At 61.4% G+C, this 25789-nt stretch carries 21 protein-coding genes; 4 read left to right on the forward strand and 17 right to left on the reverse strand.

Features of this window, described 5'->3' with window-relative positions; all coding sequences use genetic code 11:
* The first annotated feature begins 9 nt into the window (after positions 1 to 9).
* A complete protein-coding gene (locus F0P96_RS08160) occupies positions 10 to 1146 on the forward strand; it encodes a hypothetical protein (protein WP_151078375.1) in 1137 nt (378 codons plus the stop codon).
* Between the two features lie 91 nt (positions 1147 to 1237).
* On the opposite strand, the gene F0P96_RS08165 is transcribed toward F0P96_RS08160, so the two are convergent.
* Entirely contained in the window at positions 1238 to 2749 is a 1512-nt protein-coding gene (locus F0P96_RS08165) for a glycine--tRNA ligase (protein ID WP_151078376.1), read from the reverse strand.
* A 186-nt stretch (positions 2750 to 2935) separates the two neighbouring features.
* Here F0P96_RS08165 and F0P96_RS08170 point away from each other — a divergent pair, with 186 nt between their 5' ends.
* Positions 2936 to 4336, forward strand: coding sequence for an inorganic phosphate transporter (locus tag F0P96_RS08170; protein WP_151078377.1), 1401 nt, complete (start codon positions 2936 to 2938; stop codon positions 4334 to 4336).
* 201 nt (positions 4337 to 4537) lie between these two features.
* On the opposite strand, the gene F0P96_RS08175 is transcribed toward F0P96_RS08170, so the two are convergent.
* The 14 genes from F0P96_RS08175 to F0P96_RS08240 form a co-directional block, all read right to left on the reverse strand.
* Positions 4538 to 5017 carry a hypothetical protein gene (locus F0P96_RS08175; RefSeq protein WP_151078378.1) on the reverse strand — a complete coding sequence of 160 codons (480 nt, stop codon included), beginning with the start codon at positions 5015 to 5017 and terminating at the stop codon, positions 4538 to 4540.
* A 134-nt stretch (positions 5018 to 5151) separates the two neighbouring features.
* Complete coding sequence (locus F0P96_RS08180; protein WP_151078379.1) at positions 5152 to 5643, reverse strand: DUF4385 domain-containing protein; 492 nt, start codon at positions 5641 to 5643, stop codon at positions 5152 to 5154.
* Between the two features lie 790 nt (positions 5644 to 6433).
* On the reverse strand, positions 6434 to 8050 hold the full coding sequence (locus tag F0P96_RS08185) for an Ig-like domain-containing domain (RefSeq protein ID WP_151078380.1): 1617 nt from the start codon (positions 8048 to 8050) through the stop codon (positions 6434 to 6436).
* Positions 8034 to 8318, reverse strand: a complete 285-nt coding sequence (locus tag F0P96_RS08190; RefSeq protein WP_151078381.1) for a hypothetical protein — start codon at positions 8316 to 8318, stop codon at positions 8034 to 8036. The genes F0P96_RS08185 and F0P96_RS08190 overlap by 17 nt, the downstream gene beginning before the upstream one ends.
* 45 nt (positions 8319 to 8363) lie before the next feature.
* Entirely contained in the window at positions 8364 to 9278 is a 915-nt protein-coding gene (locus tag F0P96_RS08195) for a class I SAM-dependent methyltransferase (RefSeq protein WP_151078382.1), read from the reverse strand.
* Positions 9279 to 9768: 490 nt separating this feature from the next.
* Complete coding sequence (locus F0P96_RS08200; protein ID WP_151078383.1) at positions 9769 to 9984, reverse strand: hypothetical protein; 216 nt, start codon at positions 9982 to 9984, stop codon at positions 9769 to 9771.
* 180 nt (positions 9985 to 10164) lie between these two features.
* The gene (gene mnmG, locus F0P96_RS08205; RefSeq protein WP_151078921.1) at positions 10165 to 12027 is read right to left on the reverse strand and encodes a tRNA uridine-5-carboxymethylaminomethyl(34) synthesis enzyme MnmG; all 1863 of its coding nucleotides are present in this window, start codon (positions 12025 to 12027) and stop codon (positions 10165 to 10167) included.
* A gap of 186 nt (positions 12028 to 12213) precedes the next feature.
* Entirely contained in the window at positions 12214 to 12945 is a 732-nt protein-coding gene (locus tag F0P96_RS08210) for a GNAT family N-acetyltransferase (RefSeq protein ID WP_235917431.1), read from the reverse strand.
* A 74-nt stretch (positions 12946 to 13019) separates the two neighbouring features.
* Positions 13020 to 13520, reverse strand: coding sequence for an rRNA maturation RNase YbeY (gene ybeY, locus F0P96_RS08215; RefSeq protein WP_338074387.1), 501 nt, complete (start codon positions 13518 to 13520; stop codon positions 13020 to 13022).
* A gap of 21 nt (positions 13521 to 13541) precedes the next feature.
* On the reverse strand, positions 13542 to 13991 hold the full coding sequence (locus tag F0P96_RS08220) for an ATP-binding protein (RefSeq protein ID WP_151078384.1): 450 nt from the start codon (positions 13989 to 13991) through the stop codon (positions 13542 to 13544).
* A 39-nt stretch (positions 13992 to 14030) separates the two neighbouring features.
* On the reverse strand, positions 14031 to 17453 hold the full coding sequence (locus F0P96_RS08225; protein ID WP_151078385.1) for a DUF4175 family protein: 3423 nt from the start codon (positions 17451 to 17453) through the stop codon (positions 14031 to 14033).
* Between the two features lie 142 nt (positions 17454 to 17595).
* Positions 17596 to 18360 carry an exodeoxyribonuclease III gene (locus F0P96_RS08230; protein WP_151078386.1) on the reverse strand — a complete coding sequence of 255 codons (765 nt, stop codon included), beginning with the start codon at positions 18358 to 18360 and terminating at the stop codon, positions 17596 to 17598.
* A gap of 81 nt (positions 18361 to 18441) precedes the next feature.
* On the reverse strand, positions 18442 to 18807 hold the full coding sequence (locus tag F0P96_RS08235) for a hypothetical protein (protein WP_151078387.1): 366 nt from the start codon (positions 18805 to 18807) through the stop codon (positions 18442 to 18444).
* A 3-nt stretch (positions 18808 to 18810) separates the two neighbouring features.
* Positions 18811 to 19191 carry a carboxymuconolactone decarboxylase family protein gene (locus tag F0P96_RS08240; protein ID WP_151078388.1) on the reverse strand — a complete coding sequence of 127 codons (381 nt, stop codon included), beginning with the start codon at positions 19189 to 19191 and terminating at the stop codon, positions 18811 to 18813.
* Between the two features lie 165 nt (positions 19192 to 19356).
* On the opposite strand from F0P96_RS08240, the gene F0P96_RS08245 reads away from it, so the two are divergent.
* Positions 19357 to 20058, forward strand: coding sequence for a ComF family protein (locus tag F0P96_RS08245; RefSeq protein ID WP_151078389.1), 702 nt, complete (start codon positions 19357 to 19359; stop codon positions 20056 to 20058).
* A 75-nt stretch (positions 20059 to 20133) separates the two neighbouring features.
* Here F0P96_RS08245 and F0P96_RS08250 read toward each other — a convergent pair whose 3' ends face one another.
* A complete protein-coding gene (locus tag F0P96_RS08250) occupies positions 20134 to 21402 on the reverse strand; it encodes an SUMF1/EgtB/PvdO family nonheme iron enzyme (RefSeq protein WP_151078390.1) in 1269 nt (422 codons plus the stop codon).
* A gap of 71 nt (positions 21403 to 21473) precedes the next feature.
* Positions 21474 to 22550, reverse strand: a complete 1077-nt coding sequence (locus tag F0P96_RS08255) for a PorP/SprF family type IX secretion system membrane protein (protein WP_151078391.1) — start codon at positions 22548 to 22550, stop codon at positions 21474 to 21476.
* Positions 22551 to 22702: 152 nt separating this feature from the next.
* On the opposite strand from F0P96_RS08255, the gene F0P96_RS08260 reads away from it, so the two are divergent.
* Complete coding sequence (locus F0P96_RS08260; protein ID WP_151078392.1) at positions 22703 to 25789, forward strand: AsmA family protein; 3087 nt, start codon at positions 22703 to 22705, stop codon at positions 25787 to 25789.

A 25789-nucleotide genomic window follows, 5' to 3' on the forward strand; every position in this document is an offset into this window, starting at 1 on the left:
CTCGGCATCATGGCACGTTTTTCCATTCTTTTCCTGCTCGTCTGCGCCTGGGTTTCGGTGCGGGCCGCAGTTCCTACCGACTTGCTGACGGCCGTGCAGGCCCGCCAGGTTGAAATTGGGTCGTTGGCCGTGGGCGGGCTGGGCGCCGACAACCTGCAGTGCCGCCTCCGCAACCTGACCCAGCACGAACTGACCGTGACGGTGCCCGCGGGCTTGCATTTCAGCAGCCGAAACGCCGAAACGCAGGAAATGATGACCTACCAACTGCTGGTGGTGACCCTAGCGCCGGAAGCCACCGAGAAAGTACGCCTGCAGGGATTTTGCATGAACCGGCTCCGCCACGCCCCGTCCGGCAAGGCCATTTTCTTTCTCCGAGGCTTTGCACCCCAGCCGGTCAAGCAACTCGGCGACTCGCTGACCAAGTACCCGGCTTTGGCACCCAGCTACGGGCAAATGCTGGTCTGGGCCCTCACCGACAACCAGCCGCTGTTCGATCTGGAGGTAGAGCCGGAGCTGGTGCGCGGCGCCCGCAATACGGTGCAGTACGTGAGCCGGCAGGCCGGCCTGCCGGTGGTAGCGGTGCGGGCGCGCTCGAAAAACAAACCGGCGACGCCCACGGTCAAGACGTTTTCGCAAACCTCGGCCCTGCTCTACCACCTCCCTACTGCCCAGGTACTCACCCTGAAAATGGTAGACCCGCAGGGCCACGTGCGCTCCACGCTCTTCGATAAGAAGCTGGTGAAGCCCGGCGTGCAGAACTACGCGTTTGGCATCAACGAAACCGTGCGCTCCACCGACCAGCCCGTCTATTTCGTGCGGCTTTCCGACGCCACCGGCCGCGTGCTGAAGGAAGTGCGCGTAGACGAGCGCACCGAGCCCGATACCACCCAGCCGCGCCACCGCGAGTTCGACTTTCGGTTTTCCCTCACCAAGCCCGTGAAGAAGGTTTATTTCCGGCTGCGCCTGCCCGACGGCACGTTGGTGGAGGAAATCATGCAGCGCCCCTACCTGCCTCCCGGCAGCTTCCTCTTCAAACTAGCCTTCAACTACCTGCAAGCGCCCAATACGGCCTTCGTAGCCCGGCTCGAAAGCGAAACCGGCCAGGTGTACCACGAGCAAAAGCTGGGCCCCGACTCCCCGAAATAGGCGGCATATTCACTCCGCGGCTAAACGCATCGAGCCCCGAAACCACAGCAGGTTTCGGGGCTCGATGCGTTTAGCTGCATGAAAAACCGCTCTACAGCTGCTCGAAAATGCGCGAGAGGCTCACGGCTTCGCCGATGTAGCCGCGCAGCTCGCTGATAGGCATGCGCGTCTGCTCGCGCGAGTCGCGGTGGCGCACCGTCACGGTGTCGTCTTCCAGCGTCTGGTGGTCGACGGCAATGCAGAAAGGCGTGCCGATGAGGTCTTGGCGGGTGTAGCGCGTGCCGATGCTGTCCTTCTCCTCCACCACCAGGCGGAAGTCGTGGCGCAGCGCGTTGTAAATTTCGTTGGCCTTGTCGGGCAGGCCGTCCTTTTTCACCAGCGGGAAAATGGCGGCTTTCACGGGCGCCACGGCCGGGTGCAGCTTCAGGAACTTGCGCGTCTTGGTCTGCTCGCCTTCGGTAATGGTTTCCTCCTGGTAGGCCTGGCAGAGCGTGGCCAGGAACAGACGGTCGGCGCCCACGGAGGTTTCCACCACGTAGGGCACGTAGTTGCCGTAGGGCTTGCCCGTTTCGGGGTTCACGTCGTTGTCGAAGTACTGCTGTTTCTTCCGACTCAGCGTCTGGTGCTGGGTCAGGTCGAAGTCGGAGCGGGAGTGGATACCCTCGATTTCCTTGAAGCCAAAGGGGAATTCGTACTCAATGTCGACGGCGGCCTTGGCGTAGTGGGCCAGCTTGTCGTGGTCGTGAAAGCGCAGCTTCTCGGCGGGCAGGCCCATCACCTCGTGCCAACGGCGGCGCGTGGCTTTCCAGTGCTCATACCACTCGCCCTCGGTGCCGGGGCGCACGAAGAACTGCATTTCCATCTGCTCGAACTCTCGCATGCGGAAGATGAACTGGCGGGCCACAATCTCGTTGCGGAAGGCCTTGCCGATCTGGGCAATGCCAAACGGCACCTTCTGGCGCGCCGATTTCTGCACGTTCAGGAAGTTGACAAAAATGCCCTGGGCGGTTTCGGGCCGCAGGTAAATCTGGCTCGAATCTCCGGCTACGGCGCCCACCTGCGTCGAAAACATCAGGTTGAACTGGCGCACATCGGTCCAGTTGGCCGTCTTGGAAATCGGGCAGAGGATTTTCTCATCGAGAATGAGCTGCTTGACGCCGGCTAGGTCTTCGGCCGTAAGCAGGCGGCCCATTTCAGCCAGCAAGGCGTCGGCGCGGGGCTTGTCGCCGGCGTTTTCGTACTCGGCGGCTTTCTCCTCGATGAGCACGTCGGCGCGGTAGCGCTTCTTGCTGTCGAGGTTGTCGATGAGCGGGTCGGAAAAGCCGTCGACGTGGCCGGAGGCTTTCCAGGTGAGCGGGTGCATGAAGATGGCCGCATCGATGCCCACCACGTTCTGGTTGAGCTGCGTCATGGCCTTCCACCACAGTTGCTTGAGGTTATTTTTCAGCTCCACGCCGTTGGGGCCGTAGTCGTACACGGCGGCCAGGCCGTCGTAGATTTCGGAGGAGGGGAACACGAAGCCGTATTCCTTGGCGTGCGACACGATATCGGCCAGCGTATTTTCGGCCGTATTGGCGGCGGTTTTCTGCGCGGGGTTGCTCATAGTGAGGCAAAAGTACGGCTTCCGCCAAAAGCCTGCGCACTAAACTTTTTATAGAAGCAATGGTACAAGGCCTGTGCTTGCAGCACGGTCGAGCCCCGGTTCGGATAACAATTTCATAATCTTGCGCCCCCCTGGTGCTGCAGTACTTTTGGCCGGCCTAACTTTTGCTCACCTAATTTCCCCTATATGTTTGGCTTAGAGCCTCAAGTGCTCCTGCTGCTGCTGGTGTGCCTGGTTGCTGCTTGCGCGTTCGAATTCGTCAACGGCTTCCACGACACCGCCAACGCGGTAGCAACCGTCATTTACACCAATACCCTGCGGCCGTGGGTAGCCGTGGTGTGGTCGGCGTTCTGGAACTTCATCGGCGTGTTTGGCGGCGGCATCACCGTGGCCATGGGCATCGTGTACCTGCTGCCCGTCGAGAGTCTGGTCGATCAGAACATCTACCACGGCATTGCCATGGTGGGCGCCCTCATTCTGGCGGCCATCATCTGGAACGTGGGCACGTGGTACTACGGCATTCCAGCTTCCTCGTCGCACGCGCTCATCGGCTCCATTCTGGGCGTGGGCATTGCCTACTCGCTGCTGCCCGACTCGGGCGGCGCGGCCGTGAACTGGAGCAAAGCCACCGAAACCGGCATTGCGCTGCTGGTAGGCCCGTTGTTCGGCTTCACGCTCACCATCATCCTGATGTTTGTGCTCAAGCGCTTCGTGCGCAACAAGGCCATCTTCAAGGAGCCGCACAAGCGCAAGCCCCCACCCCTCTGGATTCGCCTGATTCTGATTGGCACCTGCACGGCCGTGAGCTACTTCCACGGCTCTAACGACGGCCAGAAAGGCGTGGGCCTGGTGATGCTGATCCTCATCGGCATCGTACCCTTCAAATTTGCCCTCGACGAGTCGAAAAACCCGCTGGACATGCGCGGTTCGCTGGCGCAGGTAGAGCTGGTGATGGGCCGCGTAAATGCCGCCGAGCTGGCTCCCGACGAGCAAAAAGCCCTGGCTGAAATCAAAACGCAGACCAACAGCCTCGACCAGATTTTTGCGGGCAAAACCTACGTTAAAGAACTGCCCGAGGCCGACCGTTTCCGCATCCGCAAGGCCATTCTGCTGGTTTACAACCGGGCCAAGAAAATCATGGGCAGCGAACGGGTCAGCCTCAGCCCGCAAGACCGCTCGGCCTACGAAAATGCCATCAAAAACATGCGCTCCTTCACCGACTACGCTCCGTGGGAAGTGTTGCTGATGGTGTCGTTGTCGCTGGCCGTGGGTACCATGGTGGGCTGGCAGCGCATCGTCAAAACCATTGGCGAGCGAATCGGCAAAGAACACCTGACATATGCCCAAGGGGCCTCGTCGGAACTGGTGGCAGCGGCGATGATTGGGGCTAGCACCCAACTCGGCCTGCCGTCGTCCACCACGCACGTGCTGTCGTCGGCCATTGCGGGCTCCATGGTGGCCAACCGCGGCATTCGCAACCTAAACCCGCAGATGGTGCGCAACATTGCCCTGGCCTGGGTGCTTACGTTGCCCGTTACGATGGTGCTGGCGGGCGTGCTGTTTCTGCTGTTTCGCACGCTCATGTAGTGCCCCTACCCTTCTTGATTAGGCACAAAAAAGCCGCTCCTGCTGGGGCGGCTTTTTTGTTTGCGCTGAGGCGATTCAACCAACCGCCTTATACGGAAAGTTGGCTTATTCCGGTTGCAATTGCACCTCTCTATCTTTGCTTTCAAGCACTTATCCACTTATCAACAGGCAAAAACCGCTGTTTTGTGGAAAACCTTGGCTTTAAGCCGGCCATTGCACTTCGAGGTCGTCGTTTATGAACACTCCGAAATTGACGAACTGCAGTTGGTCTTCGTCAAAGTAAAGGTCAATCATTTCCTTCTCGTACGAGAGGCGCACCTCGCCGGTATCCACCTTCTCAATCTCGGGCTGCTGGTGGCCGTGGCGCTTCATCAAGGCCTGGATTTCCTCCAGCGACTTGCCCTGAATCGGCTCGCCGTAGAGGCTCATGCCGGGGTGGTCGGTTTCGATGCAGGAGAGACGGTAGTCGTCTTCGCGGTCGAAGTAAAGCGAGTAGCCTTCTTCGAGGTAGTTCCAGGCTTGGTGCTCAAACTCGTCGTCGTCTTCCGACTCCTCGATTTCCTCCGGCTCACCCATCAGGGCGCGCACTTCGTCCATCTTGGCGCCGAACTTGAGCGGGCCCATGCCCTGGCCCAATACGATTTCGTTTTCTTCGGTGCTGCGGGGTTGGGGCGTGTTCATGTTGCGTGGTCGTAGGGGGTTGATGGCGGGGTAAAGGTATGCGTTCGGTTGCCTGATACCAGTTTTCCGTTGCCGGTTGTCAGTTGTGCGTTATCAGAATGGTCTGGCACGAACTGGCAACCCCAACTGGTAGCTCATTTGCCGTAGCGCTCCACGAAGCGGGTCTTCTGCGCAACATAGTCGGGGTGGTGCTGGGCCTCGTCCCATTTGGCTTTAAAAATGGCTGCCGCTTCGGCTTTCGCGGGGTCTTCGGGGCTGCGCGGCAGCTCGGGCCGGCCATGGGCGCCGCTTTGGCCCTTCTTGTCTTCGGGCACGGGGCCGGCGTACTTCTTGCCGCCGCGGTGGTTTGCGTAGCGCCTAGCCCGCGTAAAGCCCATTTGCAGGAACTTCCGGGCCATGTCGGCCCCCACGAAATCTTCGGCCTTCAGGTAATCCAGAAACTGCTGGTAAATGGTTTCCGACGATTGCCGGGCCAGCTCGGGCGTGCGGAAGCGCCAATGCGGCAGGATTTCGCCCTTGTAGGGCTGCACCAGCAACACGCCCTGCTCGCCTTTGCCCACGCGGTACAGCTCGGGGTGCTGGCGAAAGTCAACGTGGCGAAAGTCGAGGTTGTAGTCAAACGGCATAGGCAAGGGCAACGAGCAGCCCGCATATACGAAACCCCGACCCGAAAAGTGACTTTTTCCACGGGCTGGGGTGTGGAAAGGTGGAAAAAAGCCGCCGCGGTGCACTGGCAGCGCGCCGCCGCGGCTTTTTTCCGGGCGCAGCTCTTTTCTGGGTTGCGCGCTTTCCGACCACCCTTCTTCTGCTCGGCTCCGGGCGTTTCCCAGACCGGGAATTTTTCATCCGGCCGAGTTTTCCACCTGCCTAATAACTTTTCATTAAATAAAATTTTAAGAAATTCTTTTTGTCCCCCGTCGTAGAGTGCGTTGATAAGTGGATAAAAAACGGGGTTATACACACGGCTTGATAACATGTGTACAAGAACGGGTTTATGCACCGACTATCAACAGGGTATGTGTATTACATAGGTATGAATACCAGTGAATTAATAGATTTTTTCACAATCCACAGGCTTGTGCACAGCCACTGAAATACACATACCTCAGCAGCGTGGATAAGGGATGAATCGGGGGAAAGTTGTCCACGCTTGTGCACAGCCTTCAGGCACTGATAGCGGCTGCAAACGGCCAAAAAAACTTGTCCCCTATTTCTCCACGGCCGTCCACACGTTATCCGTCGATTATCCACAGGTTATCCGCAGGTTAGGGGAAAAGCCCGAAACGATGGAAAAACAGCGCTGTTGATAACGCGTAACCAATCTGATTATCAGGCGGAAGTTACTTCCTGCACCGGCTTTGGAACGCAAAAAAGCCCCGCCACTTCGCGTGACGGGGCTTTAGCTAAATGTGTGGCTTAAAAAGCGAGTACCAGGTTCTCTATGTCCCAGTTGGCGCGCACCTGCTGCTGCTGCGGAAACAGGTATACGGGCTCGGGCGGTACCCGCAGCTTTGGGTCGCCCCCGCGCCACCGGCCGTCGTTGTCGGCGTCGATGAGGGCGCGCAGGCGGTAGTTACCGGGGGCCAGATTATCGAAGCGGAACGTGCGCGGGCTTTGCAGCGTGGTTATCACCTGGTAATTCTGATCGAGCAACTGCAGCTCAAACCGCTTGGCCGTGGTTTGCACCGTGCCCGAAAGGCTGCCGGTGGTCGATTCTTCGGTGACGAGCAGCCGCACCGGGCGCAGGCCCAGCGGCTGCCCGCTAACGGGAACGATGGCCGTGCTATCGGGCACAAACGTGACGACGCGGCGGGCCTTGGTATTCACGTTGATGGTCAACAGCCGCCGATCGGGGCTCAGGAACGCATCGGCAGGGCTGCGCAGCGGGCGGCGAGAGGTCGAGTCCTCGACCAGCGTACCCACCGGCTTGCTAGGCGCCAGTTGCACCGGTTCGTTGAATTGCAGGCGCAGCTGCCCGTTGCGGTAAATGCTGCGCGGGGTTTCGACGACGGTATACTGCGGCCCGCGGCGTTTGGGCTCTTGCCCGTCGAACTTCACGTTCACGGTGTCGCGGCCCACGTTGCCCACACTATCGGTAGCGGCCAGTACGTAGCGGCCCGCTCCCAGCAGCGGCGTGCGTTGCAGCACGGCGGTGCGGCCGTTTTCGGCCAGGAACGTAGCGGCCACGAGGGCCGGATTGACCGGCTGGCCCAGCGCAGTGAGAGTAAGCTGCCGCAGGCCTTCGTTGTAGCTGATGCGAAATTGCTGGGTGTTGCCCTGCTGGCTCAGAATAAGCGGGCGGCGCGAGTCGGGGCGTACCGAGCGCAGCACCAGCGAATCGAGGCCGCGGCGGATTAGCACGGGCTCGGGCAGGTAGGCAATGCGCTCGGGCTCGTCGAAGCGGCTGTTCTGGTTTTTGTCGACCAGCGCGTAGAGGCGGTAGCGGCCCTCGCGCAGGTTGCGCAGCCGAAACGTGCCGGCTTTGTCGGTGCGGCCGGCGTAGAACGGGCGGCTGCGCTTCACGTCGGCGGTATCGTCGGCGGGGTACAGCGCAACCAGAGCTTCCGCTTCGGGCTGCCCGTTGAGTAGCTGCGTGACGGAACCCGCTACCGAGCCTGAGTCCAGGGCCGCGCCGGTGCTGAAGGCCACCACCACTTCGGCGGCTTTGTTGCTTTCGGTGATGTCGGAAATCGATTCGCCGAAATTGAACACATAGGTGGTATTCTCGGCAAACGGCTTCTCGAAGCGCAGCTCAATGGCGTTGCGCTCCTCGCGCACCTTGTAGCGGTTGTCGTCGGCCAAGGAAGGCGTCACGAGCAGATTTTTGCTTAGCTCTTTCACCTGCACTTGCTCCGAAAACTCCAGCCGCAGGGTTTGGCCAGCCACGCGGGTAGCGCCGTTTTTGGGCTCGGTACTCACCAGCGTGGGCGCCACGGTGTCGCGGGCGCCGCCTTCGGGCGAGCTGATGGCCGCGCATCCGGCCAACCACAACCCGGCCGGCAGGCACCATAGCAGACTAACGCGAACGGACATTGTAGAGCAGTAAAGTGGAAAGCGTGATGAGGGCGCAGGCGCCCACAATAATCCAGCGGGTGCGCGGACGCAGAGGCGTTTCCGGGGCGTCGGGCACAAGGCTGGCCGCCGCGGCCTGCACCGAATCGGGCCGCACCACGCCGGGCGCTACCGCCACCGAATCGGGCCGCGCCGTTGGGGTTTGCGCCATTGCCGGCGCGCCGCGGCCCAGCACCAACGCGGCGCTCAGGCACACGGCCGACCAGGCTAAAGCGTAACGAAACGGCATAGGCGCAACATAACAAACGCAAAAGTAGCAGTTGCGGAGGCGCTCCTACCCTTTCGCAGAGGCCGCAGCGGTTTTGCCCGCTACGTAAATCAGGCTGGAATATTGCCCGCCGTGCTGCGCCGCCTGTTGGTTGGACTTGTAGCCGGCTTTGAACGCGGCCAGCAAACCGGCGTCGCGCTCGGCGCGGTACCGCTCGCTGAGCATGCTCACGTAGTAGGCATCGAGCACCAGCGGCAGGGTGTGGCGCACCTGCATGCGGTGCTTGCGCAGCAGCTTGCCGATGGTTTGGGGCGTGAAGTGGTAGAGGTGGCGCGGCACGTCGTAGGCGGCCCATTGCTCGCGGTAATACTGCGCGTCGGGGCTTTCGGCGTTGGGCACGGCAATGATGAGCACGCCGTCGGGCTTGAGGAGCTGGGTGAGCTGCGCCAGCGTTTCGTTGAGCGTGTGCACGTGCTCCAGTACGTGCCAGAGCGTAATGGCATCGAACGAGCCGGGGGCGAACTGGCCGAGGTCGTGGGCACCGATGGGTTGACCGGTGCGCTGCCGGGCCTGCTCGCGGGCCACGTCGCTGGGCTCGATGCCCGATACCTGCCAGCCGACTTTCTGGCAGGCTTCCAAAAAGTAGCCAGTGCCGCAGCCGTAGTCGAGCAGGTAGCCGCGACGGGGCGCCATTTTGTTTACCAGCTTCACCTTGTGGCGCATGGTGTAGAGCCGTGCCAGTTGGTAGAGCTTGTTGGTGAGGCCCTTGCTGGTGTCGGAGTGCGACACGTAGTCCTCACTTTCGTAGTAGCGGCCAATGCTCTGGGCGTCGGGGCGCGGGTTGGTGAGCTGAAAGCCGCAGCTCGTGCACTGCACGATGGCGAAGCTCTCGTGGCTGACGGAATAGTCTTCGACCACCATTTTGGGGCGGAAGTCGCTTTTCCCGCACACCGGGCACTGTTCAACGCGTTCGTAGGACACCAACAAGCAATTCAGACGGCAAACAAAAAACAGCCGAACGCGGGCGCCGGCTGCGACTACAGCTACAAAAATAGCGGTTTGGGCAATGGGATGGGTGAGAGTTTGGGCAAGTGGTGACCGGTAACGCGCGAGGGGAGCCACCCGGCACCGGGAGTAATGCTCGCAAGCAGGCTCACAATGGCCACTGACAAGCGCACAATGGGCTTTGCCGACCTCACAACGGCTGGTGATGAGTGCACAATGGCTGCTGTCGAGCTCACAATACTCGCTGCCGACCGCACAACGCCTGCTGTCAGCCTCACAATGCTCGGTGACAACCTCACAACGGCCTGAGTCAAGTGAGCAACAGCTTCTGCCGACTGCACAATGGACTTTGCCTACTTCACAACGGCTGGTGTTGACCTCACAATGGCTGGTGTCAAGCTTGCAATGGTCAGTGTCAACCGTACAATTGCTGCTGGCAGGTCTGCAGAGGCGTCAGCCACTCCGCTTACATATTGTTCACGCCCGGTGGGTCGCCGACCGAAGCTGCCCCGCCGAATACGAGCATGGCTACCACGAAGCTTCCACCAACGAGCACCAGCAACGTCCAGACGGTGAACAGCAGCCACACCACGGCCCGACCGAAAAGCCGGTGCCAGGCGGCCCGCACCGTACCAACAAAGCCCCAGAATGCCAGCGGTGCTTGCAAAGCCCAGGCGGCCATAGCAAGGTTGTCAGCCCAGATAAAATCGGGCGGCCACGGATGGCCCCACTTCAAGGCGAAGACGCAGAGCAGGGCCAGCCCAAAGAGGCCGCTTAAACCAACAACCAGCCCAGCAAACCAACCCAGGTGGTCGGCTGGCCGGGCTGGCGGCAACGCGGCGGTAGGCTCCATGCCTATCCCCTATTTACCCAGATACACCATCAGCACCGAAATATCGGCGGGCGAGATGCCGCTAATGCGCGAGGCTTGCCCAATGGTTTCGGGCTGCACCTTCAGCAGCTTTTCGCGGGCTTCGTGCGAGAGGGCGGGCATGGCTTTGTAGTCGAGCCGGCCCACGATGCGCAGGTCTTCCAGCTGGCCCATACGTTCGGCCTGCTGGTGCTCCTTCTCAATGTAGGTTTCGTACTTGACGTGGATGCTGGCCTGCTCCAGCACCTCGGCGCCGTACTGGCCCAGGTGCTCGTGCAGCTCCGGCAGGGCGCGCTGCAGGTCGGGCAAATCCAGCTGCGGGCGGCGCAGCAGGTTCACCACGCGAGTTTTCTCGTGGATGGGGGCCGAACCCAGCTCTTCCAGCAGACCGTTGATTTCGCCCGGCTCCACCGGCTTTTTGCTGAGGTAGTCGAGTACGTCGGCGGTTTGCTGGCGCTTCTGCTCCACGCGGGCCATGCGCTCATCCGAGGCCAGCCCGAGCTTGTGGGCCAGCGGGGTGAGGCGCAGGTCGGCGTTGTCCTGGCGCAGCAGGATGCGGTGCTCGGCGCGGCTGGTGAACATGCGGTAAGGCTCGTCGGTGCCCTTGTTCACCAGGTCGTCGATGAGCACGCCAATGTAGGCCTCGGAGCGGCGCAGAATAAACGGCTCCAGCTCCCGCACCCGCTGGTGGGCGTTGATGCCGGCCATCAGGCCCTGGCAGGCGGCTTCCTCGTAGCCCGTCGTGCCGTTGATCTGGCCGGCGAAGTAGAGGTTGCGCACCGGCTTGGTTTCCAGCGTGAGGTGCAGCTGTGTCGGCGGAAAGAAGTCGTACTCGATGGCGTAGCCGGGGCGGAACATCTTCGCGTTTTCAAAGCCCGCAATCTGGCGCAGGGCCTCGTACTGCACGTCTTCGGGCAGGCTGCTGCTAAAGCCGTTCACGTACACTTCCACCGTGCTCCAGCCCTCGGGCTCCACGAAAATCTGGTGGCGGTCCTTGTCGGCGAAGCGGTTGATTTTGTCCTCCACCGAGGGGCAGTAGCGCGGCCCCAGACCCTTGATGCGGCCCTGGAACATCGGCGACTTTTCGAAGCCGGTGCGCAGGATGTCGTGCACCTTCTCGTTGGTGTAGGTGATGTAGCAGGGGCGCTGCTTGCTCAGAGTGGGCGTGTCGAGGTAGGAGAACTTGCTCGGGTTTTCGTCGCCGGCCTGCTCTTCCATCTTCGAGTAGTCGAGGGTGCGGCCGTCCACCCGGGGCGGGGTGCCCGTCTTCATGCGGCCCGTCTCGAAGCCCAGCTCCCGCAACTGCTCGGTGATGCCGGTGCTCTTGCGCTCCGCGGCGCGGCCACCGCCGAAGTTTTTCTCGCCGATGTGGATGAGCCCGTTCAGGAAGGTGCCGTTGGTGAGCACCACCGTTTTGCTCCGGAACTCGATGCCCAGCTGGGTGCGCACGCCCACGCAGGTGCCGTCTTCCACCAGCAGGCCGGTCACGGCCTCCTGCCAGAAGTCCACGTTGCGGATGCCTTCCAGGGTCAGGCGCCACTCTTCGGCAAAGCGCATCCGGTCGCTCTGCGCCCGCGGGCTCCACATGGCGGGGCCCTTCGAGCGGTTGAGCATCCGGAACTGAATCATCGTCTTGTCGGTGATGATGCCCGACTGCCCGCCCAGCGCGTCCACCTCCCGCACGATCTGCCCCTTGGCCACCCCGCCCATAGCCGGGTTGCACGACATCTGCGCGATGGTGTTCATGTTCATGGTCACGAGCAGCACCGAGGAGCCAAGATTGGCGGCCGCGGCGGCAGCTTCGCAGCCGGCGTGGCCGGCGCCTACCACAATTACATCGTATTCCTGGGTCAGCATAGCTGGGAAGGGTTGTTGCTTCGGAGGGTATGAACAGGTGCGGCCGGGGTTTTGTGCCGAAATGCAAAAAACCGTTTCTGCGTTGGCAGAACCGGTTTAGAAATCAACTCGCAACAAGCCGCGTAACCCGCTCAGAACGTGCGCAAAGATACGTACTGCTTGGCTTTGTGCGCGGGTCACCGGTTATTCCGGGTCCTCGGCATCCATTTCCAGCGCCAGCCAGTCGCGCATCAGCTCGGCCGATTGCGCGGCAACTACGTCCCAGGAAAACGGCAGCCAGCGGCCGGCAATGCAGTCAAATACCTCCGTAGCAGCCGGGCAGGCGAATAGCTTGTAGTCGAACTTGGGATAGGCGTGCACCACGTAGCCGGGGTAGTAATACGTTTTTTCCTGCTGCCGGGCGTAGTTGATTTTGAGCAGCATGAGGTACTTGCCCAGGCTGTGCTTGCGGTAGGCCGGGTCGTAGAAGTTCATGATGCCCGCCAAGGTGTGGGTACCGCTATCGAAAATCCCTACCGCAATCAGCTGCTGGCCGTCGTAGACTTCGAGAGCCTCGGTGGGAAAGGCGTTATGCGGCGCGCCGGCCAGCAAAAAAGCCTCCACGGTTTCGGGCGCGTCGAAGTCGATGGACTGGTAATAGCGGCTGTACAGGGCCTCGTACTGCTCGGTGAGCTGAAACGAGCGACGCCGCACGGTAAACTGCTCGTTGAGGCGCAACAGGCGGCGCTGCGTGGGCCCAAAGGTGACGCTGGCCAGGTTCAGGCGCAGCCAGTGCACGGTGTATATCTCGTCGTTGATGGGCAGAAACCGGCAGGTAAACAGGTTCTGGTGCATCCGGTAATACCCCTGGCTCAGGTAAAAATCGAGCACGTTGCCGGGAATGATAACGGACGAAGAAGTGGGCGTGGCAGACATAACTGATGAAAGCACCGATAAAGCAAACGCCCGCAGTTGGGCGGGCGTTTACAAATAACAAAAGCTAGCAGGCTTTAAAAAGTGCGCAACGAGAGGCAATCGTCCTCTTTCTTGCGCATGGCCGTCTGGCTCAGCAGGTCTTTGTCCTTGTAGCCCAGCAGGTGCAGCACGCCGTGAATCATCACGCGGTGCAGCTCGTCGCGGAACGAGACGTGGTGCGTCTCGGCGTTTTCCCTGATGCGGTCGATGGAAATGAACACGTCGCCCTCGATGATGTCGGCGTCGTCGGCGTTGTCGAAGGTGATGACGTCGGTGTAGGTGTCGTGGTCGAGGTACTCTACGTTGACCTTGTGGAGGAACTCGTCGGAGCAGAAGATGTAGGTCAGCTGCACGATTTTGTGCTCGTGCACCTGGGCCACGCGCTCAATCCACTCCGTCAGTGCGGTGGCGTCGGACAGCTCAAAATCCACGTCCTCGACCACAAACTCGATGCCCGGTGCGTCGTGCATGGGGTCGTAAGCATCGTCCTCGTCGAAGGAGCGAGGCGGCAGCTGGGCGTCGTCGGCAGAAGTCAAGGGGCGGGCTGAGCTAAAGGATTAGGAGGCGACGGCGTGGCCGTTGACGCCGCTGCCGTTGGAGCTAGCGGGCGGCAGGAAGAACGTCAGCTCCACCTTGCGGCCGTCGTTGGTAAACTCCACTTCGTCGGCCAGGTGGCGGATGAGGAAGATGCCGCGGCCACCGGGGTTTTCCAGGTTTTCAGGCGCCGTGGGGTCGAGAAGGTTCGTGAAGTCGAACCCAGGACCCTGGTCTTCTACCTCGAAAGTGACGCGGTTGTCGTCCACGGTCAGCGCGAGCTGCACGTTTTTGTCCTTGTCGAACTTGTTGCCGTGGCGGATGGCGTTGTTCACGGCCTCCGTGACGGCCACCATGATGTTGCCGTAGATGTCGTCTTCGATATGGAAAGTTTCCTTCGAATTATCGATGAAACTCTCGACCACGCGGATGTTTTCGACGAGGGAAGGAATCTGGATTCTGACCTGCTTCATGGAGTGGAAAAAGGCGGCGGGGCGTAAAAGTAGGCAGCGTTATTTCATTTTCTGAAAATACTCGCTCACCTCCCGCTGATAATACGGAGTGAGGGCCGGGGGAACCGTGCGAAGAAGCTCCGTTTGGCGCTGCCGCTCCTGCTTGTATTTCTCGAACGCGGGCGGAAACCCCGGCGGCACCGTGCGGGCCGTTTCGGCTTCGCGCTTGTTGTCGAGGTCCCGCTCCCGGGCCGATTTTTCGGCTTCGAGAAGGCGGCTCAGGATCTGACGCTGGCGCATAACGGTTTGCTCCGTCAAGCGTTTGTTTACGAGGTCCGTTTCCGTTTGTTCCATCATTTTTTTCAGGTCGCCGAGGCCGCCCATGCCTTGGTCGCCCTTGCCGTCCTTCTTCCCGTTCTTGCCTTCTTTGCCGGCCTGTTGCATTTTTTCCAGCTCCTGCAGGGCCTGGCGCAGCATCTGCTGCTGCGCCGCCATTTTGGCTAGCTCCTCCGAGAGTTGCCGGCCCGATTTGCCGCTTTGCTGAAGCTGCTGAATCTGCTGGTTGAGCTGCTCCTGCAGCTTGCCCATCTGGCCGGGGCTGGAGCCGGGGTTCTGACCTTTCTTCTTCTTGCCGGGCTTGCCGCTGCCGCTGCTCTTGGCCTGCTGACCCTGGCGCATTTGCTCCTGCATCTGCTTGAGGGCATCGTTGAGCATCAGGGCCAGGTTGTTCATGCTCGTCATGGCCAGTTGCTGGTTGCCGGTGGCGCGGCCCACGTTGCGCTGGCGCAGCTGCTCCATGGCCTGGTCCATCTGGCCGTTCATCTCGCCCACCTCGCGCGTCACGAAGCTCTGAAGTTGAAAAACCTTCTTGGCCAGGGCATAGAGCGAGTCCTGAATAACTACGGCGTCGTCGCGGAGCTTGCGCTGGGTCTGGCTCAGCTGCACAAAGCGCGGGTCCGACTGATCGACCTGCCGAAAATCCTTCATCAGGCTTTCCTGGTCGAAGCTCAGCTTGAGCAGGTTTTCGAGGATGTCGCGCAGGTCGTCGATGTTCTGCTGCTGCTGGTCCGATTCGCCCTCCTCCATCTGCTGGCGCATCTTCTGCGCCATTTCCTTCATGTTTTTGGCCGCGTCCTTCTGGTTCTGGCTGGCCTTTTGATTCTGGTTTTTGGAGAGCTGCTCTTGGCTGTCCTGCATCTGCTGGTCTACCTGCTGCTGCTCCTGCTGCATGGGGTCGAGGTTGTTCTGGTGGTCGAGGTCCTGGTCGAGCTTCTGGGCTTCCTTCAGTTCCTTTTTCACTTCCTCGAAAGCCTTTTGGGCTTCCTGCTGCTGCTGTTTGAGCTGTTCGTTTTCCTGCTTGCGCTGGTCGTTGGGCTTGTCGGCGGCTTTTTCGGTTTTCTCGGCCAGCTTCTGCTCCTGCTCAGCCAGCTTTTCAAGCTGCTCGGTGGCGCTTTCCATCTTCTGCTCCAGCTGCAATTGCTTGAACATGTCGAGGGCGCGCTCCAACTCTTTCTGCAGCGTCTGCTCCTTGTTTTCGAGCTGGTCGAGGAGCTTCTGCATGTCCATGTTGGGCGCCTTCTGCTGCTCCAGCATCTTTTGCAGCTCCTCGTAGAGCTTCTTGGTTTTCTCGTCGAGCAAGGAGTCCATCAGCTTTTGCAGCTCCTGGGCCTTTTCGGCCAACTGCTCGCTGCGTGGGTCGAGCTGGTTTTGCTTCTGCTGAAGCTGTTCAAACATCTGCTTCATGTCCTGCAGCTGGGCGTCCATCTGCAGCTTCTGATCAAGCAAATCCTTCAGCTCTTTGCGGTCCGAAAAGCTCAGCTCGCGCTTGGTCTTGAGCTTGTCCTGGGCCTTGGCCAGCTCCCGCTGCATCTTCTCCGATTGCTTTTGGGCGCTGCTCAGCTGGCTCTGCATCGAGTTGGAGGTGGCATTGAGCTGCTCGCGCAGCTCGGCGCGGCTCGGCAGGCGGTACATCAGAGGCCGGGTGCGGGTACTCTTGGCGCCGTGCAGGCCATCGTTGTCCCATACCTCCACGGCGTATTCCAGCTGCTGGCCGGGCTGCAGGTGCAGCGGCGCTAAATCCCACTGGTGCGTGTAGGTCTGGTTCGGGCCACTGCCCGTGAGGCGCAGCGGGGCCGTGCGCCACGTGCCGGGCTGCCGGGCAGTGCCGGTGCGGTAGTGCAGCGCCAGGCGCGTCAGGCCGTAGTCGTCTTGCAGCGTGCCGGCCAGGGCCAGGTAGCGCTGCGTGGCAGTGTCGGCAAAGGCTTCCACGGTGATGCTCGGCGCTTGGTCGGGCACTACGGTCAGCTGGTATTCGATTGGGTCGCGGTTCGGGCCGGTGGCGGCGTTGCGCAGCTGCACCCGGTAGGTCTGGCTGCGCAGGGCCGGGCGCGTGAGCGTGAATTGCTCGTCGTCGGCCGCGGTGGCAGCTACGGTTTCGGCGGGGTCGAGGAACTGCAGCTGCACCGCGTCGGTGGCGGCAGTATTGAACTGCCACGTGAGGCGGGTGCCCTCGGGCACGGTCAGGTTGCCGTCGTTGGGCAGGGTTTCGGTGGCGCGGCGCAAGTAGGCCGGGTATTCGGCGCGCACGGCAAAGTCGCGCAGGTTGGGGCGCTCCAGCACGCGCAGCTCGTAGTCGTCGGAGGTGAAGCCGGCGGCACCCAGCTGAAACGCCACGTTGCGCTGGGGCTGCTGAAACGTGTAGGCAAAGCGGCCGGGCGCCACCTTGGTCAGGCGCCGCTCGTGGCCGTCGATGAGCAAGTTCACGGCATCGGGCATAGCGTCGCCTTCGATGCGCACTTCCAGCTTGAAATCTTCGTTTTTGAAGGTTTTCAGTTGCTTGTTTTCCACCACAAACCGGAACGGCATGGGGCGCTTGTAGGCACGGCTGTAGTGAAAAATGCGCTCGGTGCCCTGCACAAACAGCGCGGGCCACACCAGCAGCAGCACGGCGGCCACGCCGGCCGGCACGGCGGCGTACTTCCACAGCGGCCGGGTTTCTTCCTTAATGCGGATGCGCTCGGCAAACTCCAGGCCCGAGAGCTGGCCGGCGCGCTGCTCCAGGCTGGCCGCAATCAGGGCGTTGTCGCGGGCCTGGCCTTGCAGCTGCAGCGCGTTTAGGAGCTTGTCCTGCACTTCTGGAAACAGCTGGCCCACGCGCTGGGCGGCTTGCTCGTCGGAGAGCAGGCGGCGCAGGTTGGTGAGGGCCGCCAGCGGCTGCCAGATCCAGTGCACAAACGCCCACACCGTGAGGCCCAGAAAGCCAAACAGCAGCCCGCCGCGCACCCAGGTAGGCAGGTACAGGAAGTACTCCAGCAGATTGAAAACGACAAACAGCGTCAGCAGCAGGCCGCCGGCCACGAGGGCCCCGCGCACCAGCAGACTGAGGTAGAACTTGCGCTTGAAGCCTTCCAGGTGCTGACGCACGGCCTGCCAGCCCGCGGGCGCGGCAGCGGAGGTAGTAGGGAGAACGGGCGTTGCCGGCATGGCGAACTGGGTTCGTCGAAAGAGAAATCAGGAACAGGAAAGATACGGCGAAACCGGCCGCCCCGCTGGACACCAGCCTAGCCCTTGAGCTAGTAACCGCGCCGCGCCCGAAAAAATTGCCGGATCCGCCGTGCCGCGCCGATTAAGCCAGCTCCACGTAGGCCGGGCAGTGGTCGGAGTGCACCGCATCGGGTAACAGACCGGCCGCCGCGAGGCGAGGTTGCAGGCGGTTGTCGGCCAGCAGGTAATCGAGGCGCCAGCCCACGTTGCGGGAGCGGCTGCCGGCGCGGTAGCTCCACCAGGAATAGTGGTGGGGCTCGTCGCCGCGGTGGTGGCGGAAGGAATCGGTAAAGCCGTCGGCGAGCAGCTGGGCAAACCAGGCGCGCTCTTCGGGCGTGTAGCCGGGCGTGTTCTGGTTGGCTTTGGGATTGTGCAGGTCGAGGGGCGTGGGGCAGCAGTTGAAGTCGCCGGCAATAACGAGCGGCGGCACCGAGTCGCGCAGGGACTTCACGTAGGTGGAAAACCACGCCAGCCATTCCAGCTTGAACTGTTGCCGCTCGGGGCTGCTCGTGCCCGAGGGCATGTACACGTTCAGCACCGCAAAGCCGTCGAAATCGAGGCGCAGGGTGCGACCCTCGAAGTCATAGGCCTCGTGCCCGCAGCCAAGGGTCACGCTCTTCGGCGGCTGCTTGCTGAAGGTGGCCACGCCGCTGTAGCCCGGTTTCTGGGCCGGGTACAGATAGGCGTGGTAACCCAGGGCCTCAAAACCCGCTACGTCCAGCGCGTCGCGCCCGGCCTTGATTTCCTGCAGGCAGAGCACGTCGGGGTTGGCTTCGCGTACCCAATCGAGCAGACCCTTGCCCATAGCCGAGCGCAGCCCGTTGACGTTGTAACTGATGATTTTCAACGTGTTGAATTGTTCAATGGCCGAATGGCTAAATGGCTGATCAGGCACCAAGAGCGACCAACCATCTAGCCATTCAGCCTTTTAGCTATTTAAATCCTCGTGCTGGGCGAAGTACTCCAGAATGTGCCATTTCAGCATGCGCTCCTGCTCCTTGAGGCTGGCAAACGGCACGGGATTCAGCAGGCGGTAGTGCGGCCAGCCGTCCTCGTCCACGCGCTCCAACTCGTAGTGCCCCGAGAGGCTGAAGAGCTTGCAGGTGGCAATGTGCATCAGGTCCTGCTTCTGCTCTTTCGAAAACGGCCCGGCGCCCTGGCCCAACTCCTGCACGCCAATGAGCAGCAGCAGCGCGTTCAGATCGGGCTTCTTGCCGAACCGCTCGCGCATCTGCGTCATCAGCTCCCACCAGCGGTGTTCAAACTGTGCCTCGGTTTCCTGCGGGTTCAGCATGGCTTAAGCAGTGTGCTCGGCGTGGGCCGGCGCCGGCTGGGCCGATTCTTCCTTCAGGGCTTCCCAGTACTCCACGGCCCGGCGGAAGTGCGGAATGACGATGCTGCCGCCGATGAGGTTGGCAATGGCAAACACCTCGTATACCTCCGCGTCGGTGAGGCCTTCCTCGTAGCACTTGCCCAGGTGGTACTTGATGCAGTCGTCGCAGCGCAGCACCATGGAGCAGGCCAGGCCCACAATTTCCTTGGTTTTCACGTCCAGCGCGCCGGCCTGGTAGGTGTTCGTGTCGAGGTTGAAGAAGCGCTTGATGACTTTGTTATCCGCCGCCATGATCTTTTCGTTCATGCGCGAGCGGTAATCGTTGAATTCGGTGACGAGGCTCATGGGGAGTGGTAAGTAGAACGTATTCGGCCCGCAGGCCCGGCCAGATAATGGCTTTTCTGGCGCAAAGGTTTACATTAAGCAGCAATTACCGCCGCCTGGGTTTGGGTTGCTACCAGAACCGCCCCGGCCGCGCCCGTTTAGGTACTCTATCCTTCTCACCGGTTTATGCTGCAAACTGCGCTATCCGATTTTGTTTCGCTGATTTTTCCCCACACCTGCCTGGCCTGCCAGCAGCCTTTGGCGCGCGGTGAAACGCACATTTGCACTGGCTGCCGCACTCAACTGCCCTATACCGACTACCACCGCCTCTCCCCCACCGACAACCCGCTGCTGCGCCGTTTCTGGGGGCGCGTGCCGGTGCACTACGCCCTTAGCTACCTGCGTTTCCTGCGGCGCGGCCGCGTGCAGCACCTGCTGCACCAGCTTAAGTACCAGGGCCAGCGCGAAGTCGGCTCGGCGCTGGGCCTAATGTACGGGCAGGAGCTAGCCGATTCCGAACTCGTCACCGGCATCGACCTCATCGTGCCCGTGCCGCTGCACCCGCGCAAGCTGGCCAAGCGCGGCTACAACCAGTCCGACTCCTTCGCCGAAGGCCTCGCCCAGAGCCTGCAGGTGCCCTGGAGTGCCACCGGCCTGCACCGCACCAGCTACACCGTGTCGCAAACGCGCAAGACACGCGCCGAGCGGTGGGAGAACGTGGCCGACGTGTTCGGCGTCAGCAAGCCCGACACCGTGCAGGGCCAGCACGTGCTAGTGGTCGACGATGTGCTGACCACCGGCGCCACGCTGGAAGCCTGCGCCATCAAGCTGCTTGATGCCGGCGCCGCCAAGGTCAGCATTGCCACCATCGCGTGTGCCGATCGGTAACCTCAACCCGCCAGAAACGGACAACGGCCCGGACTCTGCAGTCCGGGCCGTTGTGTTTGCTAGGAAACCGTTGGCTTACTTGTTCGAGCCGGGGTTGATCATGGCGCAGCGGAAACCGATGGTAGCCGTGGCCGAGTCTTCGCCCATGAAGCGGCGCGTGCCGGGCGACAACCAGTAGGCTACGTCTTTCCACGAGCCGCCTTTGTACACGCGCACGTGGTCGTCGATGAGCGACTGGTAACCCTTCTTGTCGTACTTGTCGGCTTCGTCGAGCACGCCGTTGCGACGGAAGGGGTTCAGGTCTTCCATGTCTTCGTAGGAGAGCGGGCGGTACACGTCCTGCACCCACTCGTTCACGTTGCCGGCCATGTTGTAGAGGCCGTAGTCGTTGGGCGGGTAGGCGTAGATGTACTCCGTAATCATGGCGCCGTCGTTCAGGCTACCGGCAATACCGGCGTAGTCACCGCGGCCGCGCTTGAAGTTGGCCAGGAACTGGCCCATCTTCTGGCCGTAGGGGTTACGCACCTGGCGGCCGTCCCACGGGTACACGCGCTTGTTCTCCTGGTTTTCGTTGCCGGTTTCCTGCGTGCCGATCATGGCTTGCGCAGCGTACTCCCACTCGGCCTCGGTGGGCAGGCGGTAGTTGGGCAGCGTGTTGCCGTTTTCGATGGCAATGCGGGTTTTGCCTTCGCCGTCGCCAGCACCAGCGTCCGTGCCTTCGGCGCCGTCGCCGGCATCAGCAGCTTTCTTCTTTTTCTTGAACAGGCCACCGCCCGAGCTGCCACCGGTATCGGCACCAGCAGCCAGGTTTTCGTTCACCTTGGCCGTACGCCAGGTGCAGTAGTCGTTGGCCTGCAGCCAGCTCACACCCACTACCGGGAAGTAGCGGAAGCCGGGGTAACGCAGGTAGTAGTCCACGTACGGGTCGTTGAACGACAGGTCGCGGGCCCACACGGCGGTGTCGGGCAGGGCCGACTGGTAGAACTCCTCAGAGGAGTCTTTACGAACGTAGTGGAGGTATTCGAGCCAGTGAATGTTGGCTACTTCGGCTTCGTCCATGTAGAACGAGGCCACGGTTACGGTGCGCTCGAGGTTGTCGTGGGTCATGGCCACGTCTTCTTCGCCCGAGCCCAAAACCGTACGGCCACCCTCGATAAATACGAGACCGGGGCCTTCCGGAATGCCTTGGTAGTCAGCAACCTTCATGCCTTCCTCGGTGTTGTACTCAATGCCCGTGGTGGACGAGTACTTACCGGGCTTCTGGGCCGACGGCGGACCGCTTTTGCAAGCCGACAGGGCGCAGGCGCCAACGACGGCTAAACGCAGGTACTTGGAAAGATTCATACTTGTTTATGTGGAACTCCTTGAGCGAAAAAGGCTTGACTAGGGCAAAGTGGTTGCAATATTACTGATTTTCAAAAGGTGGGGCAAGGTGGTGCAGTGTAATTTTTGCGGCGCAACCTCCGCTTCGCTGCTTCAATCAAATCAAACTTGGTTAAGGCCAATGTTATTTCGTGGGCGCCGCCCGTCTCGCGACTGAACCGGCTGAGGCTCACGTCGTAACTGTAACCGAACCGAAAGCCGCTCCATGTTAGGCCGAGCAGCGCTACGAGGGTTTGTTGGGCATTTCCGGGGCCCGGCAGAGCGCCGCGCCAGAGCAAACCAGCCGTGAGGGGCGAGTTGGTGCCGTACACGCCCAACTCCAGCCGCTGCGAACCGCCTTGGTAAGTGTAGCTGCCGGTGGGCGCCAAACTGACCTCGCGGTACTCGCGCTTTACCGTCGTTTTCACGAAATAGTGCTTGTAGCCGCCGTGCACCGCCAGCCGGAAGGGCAGCACGGCATCGGAGGCCACGCCCACCTGCGGCTGGTTGACGTGGTGGATGGCCAAGCCGCCCCAGGTGTTGGGGGTGTAGAACAGCCCGCCGAGGCCGAGCGTGAGGTAGCGCACCGGGTCGTATACCAAGGGCTCGGCGGAAGTGCCGGTGGGTTGGCCGTTGTCGTCGATTTGGTCGCCGAAGAGCAGGTTGCCGTAGCTGATGCGCTGCGAGCCATAGGCGGCATGGGCGCCGCCGCTCACGTACAAATCCTGCGAAAGGCGGGCGTGGTAGGCGTAGGTAAAGCCGGCTTCGAGGCGCGTCAGGTTCAGCCCCCCGCCGCGGTCGGCATTGACGAGCAGGCCCACGGCGCTGCGCTGGTCGCGCAGGCGGTAGTCGGCGGCGAGCTGGCTGGTTTGCAACGAGCCGATGAGGGTGGGATATTGATTGCGGTAGGCCAGCGCGATGCTGGCGTCGTCGAAGAGGCCGGTGAAGGCCGGGTTCAGGTGCAGCCGCGTGGCGTAGGGCTGCGAGAAATACACATCCTGCGCCTGCGTGCTGGCGGCAGTCAACGCACTCAGTCCCACCACTACAGCCGCCCCGAATGCACGCGGGTACCGGCCTGCCGACGGAGGCCGGCGGCGCAGGAAGCGGCGCAGAAAACGGGTGGGTGGCATACGCAACGATTGTAACGCGGCCGGGCTCTGGTTTGGTGTGCGGTGCGGGGTGGCGGAACTAAAATTGCAACTTCGCTCCTGTTAATCCTGATGAGCTTCTTCGCCGCGGGCGGCCGCCGGGCCGTTTGCGCTTCGCCTTCACCCCTTTAGCCATGCGAAAATTTTTTCTGGGTCTGCTGATTTTCCTCGTCGTGCTCGTGGCAGCCGTGGCCCTCACCCCTATTCTGTTCAAAGACAAGCTCAAGGCCGCCCTCGACCGGCAGCTGGCCCAAAAGCTGTCGGCCAAGGTGGAGTACAGCCCCGAAAACGTGGGCGTGAGCCTCTTCCGCACCTTCCCCGATCTGGCGCTGAGCATCGAGCAGCTGCGCGTCATCGGGCAGGACTCGTTTGCCACCGACACCCTGGCGTATCTGCCGCGCATCGACATCGGGCTCGATCTGATGAGCGTCGTGCGCGGTGAGCAGATCAAGATCAACTCGGTAAACCTGGAGCAGCCCGACATTCATGCCCACGTGCTGAAAAGCGGGCGGGCCAACTGGGACATCGTCATTCCCGATTCGGCGCTGGCCGAGCAGGGCAAGGACACCAGTGCCATCAAGCTCACCATCAAGGGCTGGAAGATTGACAACGGCCGCGTGAGCTACGAAGACCAGAGCCTCCCGTTTGCCATGGAGCTGCGCGGCGTGAACCACTCCGGTGCGGGCGACTTCGCCCAAAACATCTTCGACATGACCTCGCAAACCACCGCGCAGGCCCTGACGATGAGCTACGACGGTACCACCTACCTCGACAAAAAGCAGCTGACGGCCGACGTGACAATGGGCATGAACCTGGACAAGATGCTGTTTACGTTCAAAGACAACCAGGTGCGCCTGAACGACTTCCCGTTCAGCTTCGACGGTGATATTGGCCTGCCCAACGCCACCGACATTACCTACGACCTCACCTTCAAGGCCCTCGAAACCGACTTCAAGAACATCCTGAGTTTGGTGCCGGGCGTGTTTACCGACAAGTTCAAGAACATCGAGACGAGCGGCAAGGTGGCCTTTTCGGGCTATGCCAAGGGCGTGCAGAACGACGTGCAGATGCCGGGCTACGGCGTGAACCTGCAGATCAAAAACGGCATGTTCCACTACCCCGACCTGCCGCAGGCCGCCCGCAACATCAACGTGGACATGGTGGTGGACAACCCCTCGGGTTTCACCAACAACGTGAAAGTAAACGTGAAGCAGTTTCACCTCGACCTCGGCAAAAACCCCATCGACGGCAACGTGGCCATCGACGGGCTGGAGCCGATGAAGGTAGACGGCCGCGTGAAGGCCAACGTGGACCTGGCCGAAATGATGAAAGTGTACCCGGTGCAGGATCTGATTCTGCGCGGGCAGCTGTTTGTGGACGCCACGGCCAAAGGCACCTACTCGAAGACGCAGATGCCCGTGACCCGCGCCGCCATGCGCCTGACGAGCGGTTACGTGAAGAGCAAGCAGTTTCCGGCCCCCATCGAAAACCTGACTTTGAACGGCACCGTGACCAACACCACCGGGCAGGTGAATGACACGCGCATCGACATTCCGCAGTTTCGGATGCTGCTCGACGGCGAGCCGCTGGAAGGCCGCGTGGCCGCCCAGAACATCAACAAACCCGTGTTCGACGCCAACATCAAGGGCATCATCGACCTGACCAAAATCACCAAAATCTTCCCGCTCGAAGGCATGACGGTGACCGGCCGCCTGAACGGCAACATTGCCGCCAAGGGCAAGATGGCCGACATCGAGGCCGGGCGCTACCAGAGCGTAGTGGCCTCGGGAACCGTGAATGCGCAGAACGTGACCTACAAAAGCGCCGACTTGCCGCAGGGCGTGAAGGTGACGCAGGCCACGGCCACGTTCAACAACGACCAGATTGTGCTCCAGAACATGACGGGCTTTGCCGGTACGTCGGACATTGCTGCCTCGGGCACCATCTCCAACTACATGGGCTACCTCTTCACGCCCGGCCAGAGCCTGCGCGGCACCGTGAACGTGAATTCGCGCCGCTTCAACGTGAACGAGTGGATGGTGGAAGGCCCCACCGGCCAGCCGTCAGCTGGCGCCAAAACCGCCGCCAAAGCCCCCGCCACGCCCACTGCGGCCGACGGCGTGCTGGAAATTCCGAAGTTCTTCGACCTGAACCTGAACGCCAACGTGGGCCAGGTGGTGTACGACAACCTCAAGCTCGACAACCTGAAAGGCACGCTGGCGGTGAAAGACCAGGCCGTGAGCCTCAACGGATTGACGTTTAACACCCTCGGCGGTAACTTCGCCACCACCGGCAGCTACAACAGCCGCGACCTGGCCCACCCGAAGTTCAACCTCGGGCTGAACATCAAGAACCTGGATTTCCAGAACGCCTTTGCCTCTTTCAACTCGGTGAAAAAGCTGCTGCCGCTCGCCTCGCAGGTCGAGGGCATCTTCGGCACGAACTTCAACGTGAGCGGCGAAATGGGCCAGGACATGATGCCCGTGTACAGCACGCTCACCGGTAAAGGCGTGTTTGAGGTGGTGCGCGCCGCCGTGGGCGCCTCGCCGGGCCTGGCCAAAATCAGTAACCTCACGCAGCTGCAGGAGCTGAAAAGCTTCGTGGTAAACAACAAAGACGTGGCCGCCGAAATGCTCAACGGCAACTTCATCGTGAAACCCTTCGATTTCACCGTGGGCCAGATCAAGAGCACCCTGGGTGGCTCCAGCAACATCGGCGGAGGCATGGAATACGTGATGGCGCTGGACGTACCCACCGGCAAAGTGGGCAACCAGCTCAACGCCAAACTCACCCAGCTCACCGGCGTGCAAGACATCAAAGGCACCGAGCGGGTGACCATCGGCCTGAAAATCGGCGGTACGCTCACCAACCCCGACATTCGCCTGACCACCGGCAGCGTGAAAGCCCAGGCCAAGGACGTCGCTAAAAACTTGGTGACGAGCATGGTGCAAAGCAAAATGGACGACGCCAAGCTGAAGCTGGCCGCCAAAAGCCAGGTAGCGCAAGACAGCGCCCGGCGGGAGCTGGAACGCCGGCAGCAGGAGCTGCAGGCCAAGGCAGCCCAGGAAATCGAGAAAAAGCGCCTCGAAGCCGAAGCCAAGCTCAAGCAGAAAGCCAAAGAAGGCCTCGGCAACCTGTTTGGCAAGCCCAAAAAGCTCGCTGCCCCCGCCACGCCGCCCGCTACGCCTACCGAGCCCGATACCGCCAAGGCCGGCAACTAA

The organism is Hymenobacter busanensis (genome assembly GCF_008727865.1).
Classification (GTDB): Bacteria; Bacteroidota; Bacteroidia; order Cytophagales; family Hymenobacteraceae; genus Solirubrum; species Solirubrum busanense.

What these genes read in the sequence shown, in the direction of transcription:
- F0P96_RS08160 (WP_151078375.1), top strand. Translation starts at nt 10, where the DNA reads ATGGCACGTTTTTCCATTCTTTTCCTGCTCGTCTGCGCCTGGGTTTCG.
- F0P96_RS08165 (WP_151078376.1), bottom strand. Translation starts at nt 2,749, where the DNA reads ATGAGCAACCCCGCGCAGAAAACCGCCGCCAATACGGCCGAAAATACG.
- F0P96_RS08170 (WP_151078377.1), top strand. Translation starts at nt 2,936, where the DNA reads ATGTTTGGCTTAGAGCCTCAAGTGCTCCTGCTGCTGCTGGTGTGCCTG.
- F0P96_RS08175 (WP_151078378.1), bottom strand. Translation starts at nt 5,017, where the DNA reads ATGAACACGCCCCAACCCCGCAGCACCGAAGAAAACGAAATCGTATTG.
- F0P96_RS08180 (WP_151078379.1), bottom strand. Translation starts at nt 5,643, where the DNA reads ATGCCGTTTGACTACAACCTCGACTTTCGCCACGTTGACTTTCGCCAG.
- F0P96_RS08185 (WP_151078380.1), bottom strand. Translation starts at nt 8,050, where the DNA reads ATGTCCGTTCGCGTTAGTCTGCTATGGTGCCTGCCGGCCGGGTTGTGG.
- F0P96_RS08190 (WP_151078381.1), bottom strand. Translation starts at nt 8,318, where the DNA reads ATGCCGTTTCGTTACGCTTTAGCCTGGTCGGCCGTGTGCCTGAGCGCC.
- F0P96_RS08200 (WP_151078383.1), bottom strand. Translation starts at nt 9,984, where the DNA reads ATGGCCGCCTGGGCTTTGCAAGCACCGCTGGCATTCTGGGGCTTTGTT.
- F0P96_RS08210 (WP_235917431.1), bottom strand. Translation starts at nt 12,945, where the DNA reads ATGTCTGCCACGCCCACTTCTTCGTCCGTTATCATTCCCGGCAACGTG.
- F0P96_RS08220 (WP_151078384.1), bottom strand. Translation starts at nt 13,991, where the DNA reads ATGAAGCAGGTCAGAATCCAGATTCCTTCCCTCGTCGAAAACATCCGC.
- F0P96_RS08225 (WP_151078385.1), bottom strand. Translation starts at nt 17,453, where the DNA reads ATGCCGGCAACGCCCGTTCTCCCTACTACCTCCGCTGCCGCGCCCGCG.
- F0P96_RS08235 (WP_151078387.1), bottom strand. Translation starts at nt 18,807, where the DNA reads ATGCTGAACCCGCAGGAAACCGAGGCACAGTTTGAACACCGCTGGTGG.
- F0P96_RS08240 (WP_151078388.1), bottom strand. Translation starts at nt 19,191, where the DNA reads ATGAGCCTCGTCACCGAATTCAACGATTACCGCTCGCGCATGAACGAA.
- F0P96_RS08245 (WP_151078389.1), top strand. Translation starts at nt 19,357, where the DNA reads ATGCTGCAAACTGCGCTATCCGATTTTGTTTCGCTGATTTTTCCCCAC.
- F0P96_RS08250 (WP_151078390.1), bottom strand. Translation starts at nt 21,402, where the DNA reads ATGAATCTTTCCAAGTACCTGCGTTTAGCCGTCGTTGGCGCCTGCGCC.
- F0P96_RS08255 (WP_151078391.1), bottom strand. Translation starts at nt 22,550, where the DNA reads ATGCCACCCACCCGTTTTCTGCGCCGCTTCCTGCGCCGCCGGCCTCCG.
- F0P96_RS08260 (WP_151078392.1), top strand. Translation starts at nt 22,703, where the DNA reads ATGCGAAAATTTTTTCTGGGTCTGCTGATTTTCCTCGTCGTGCTCGTG.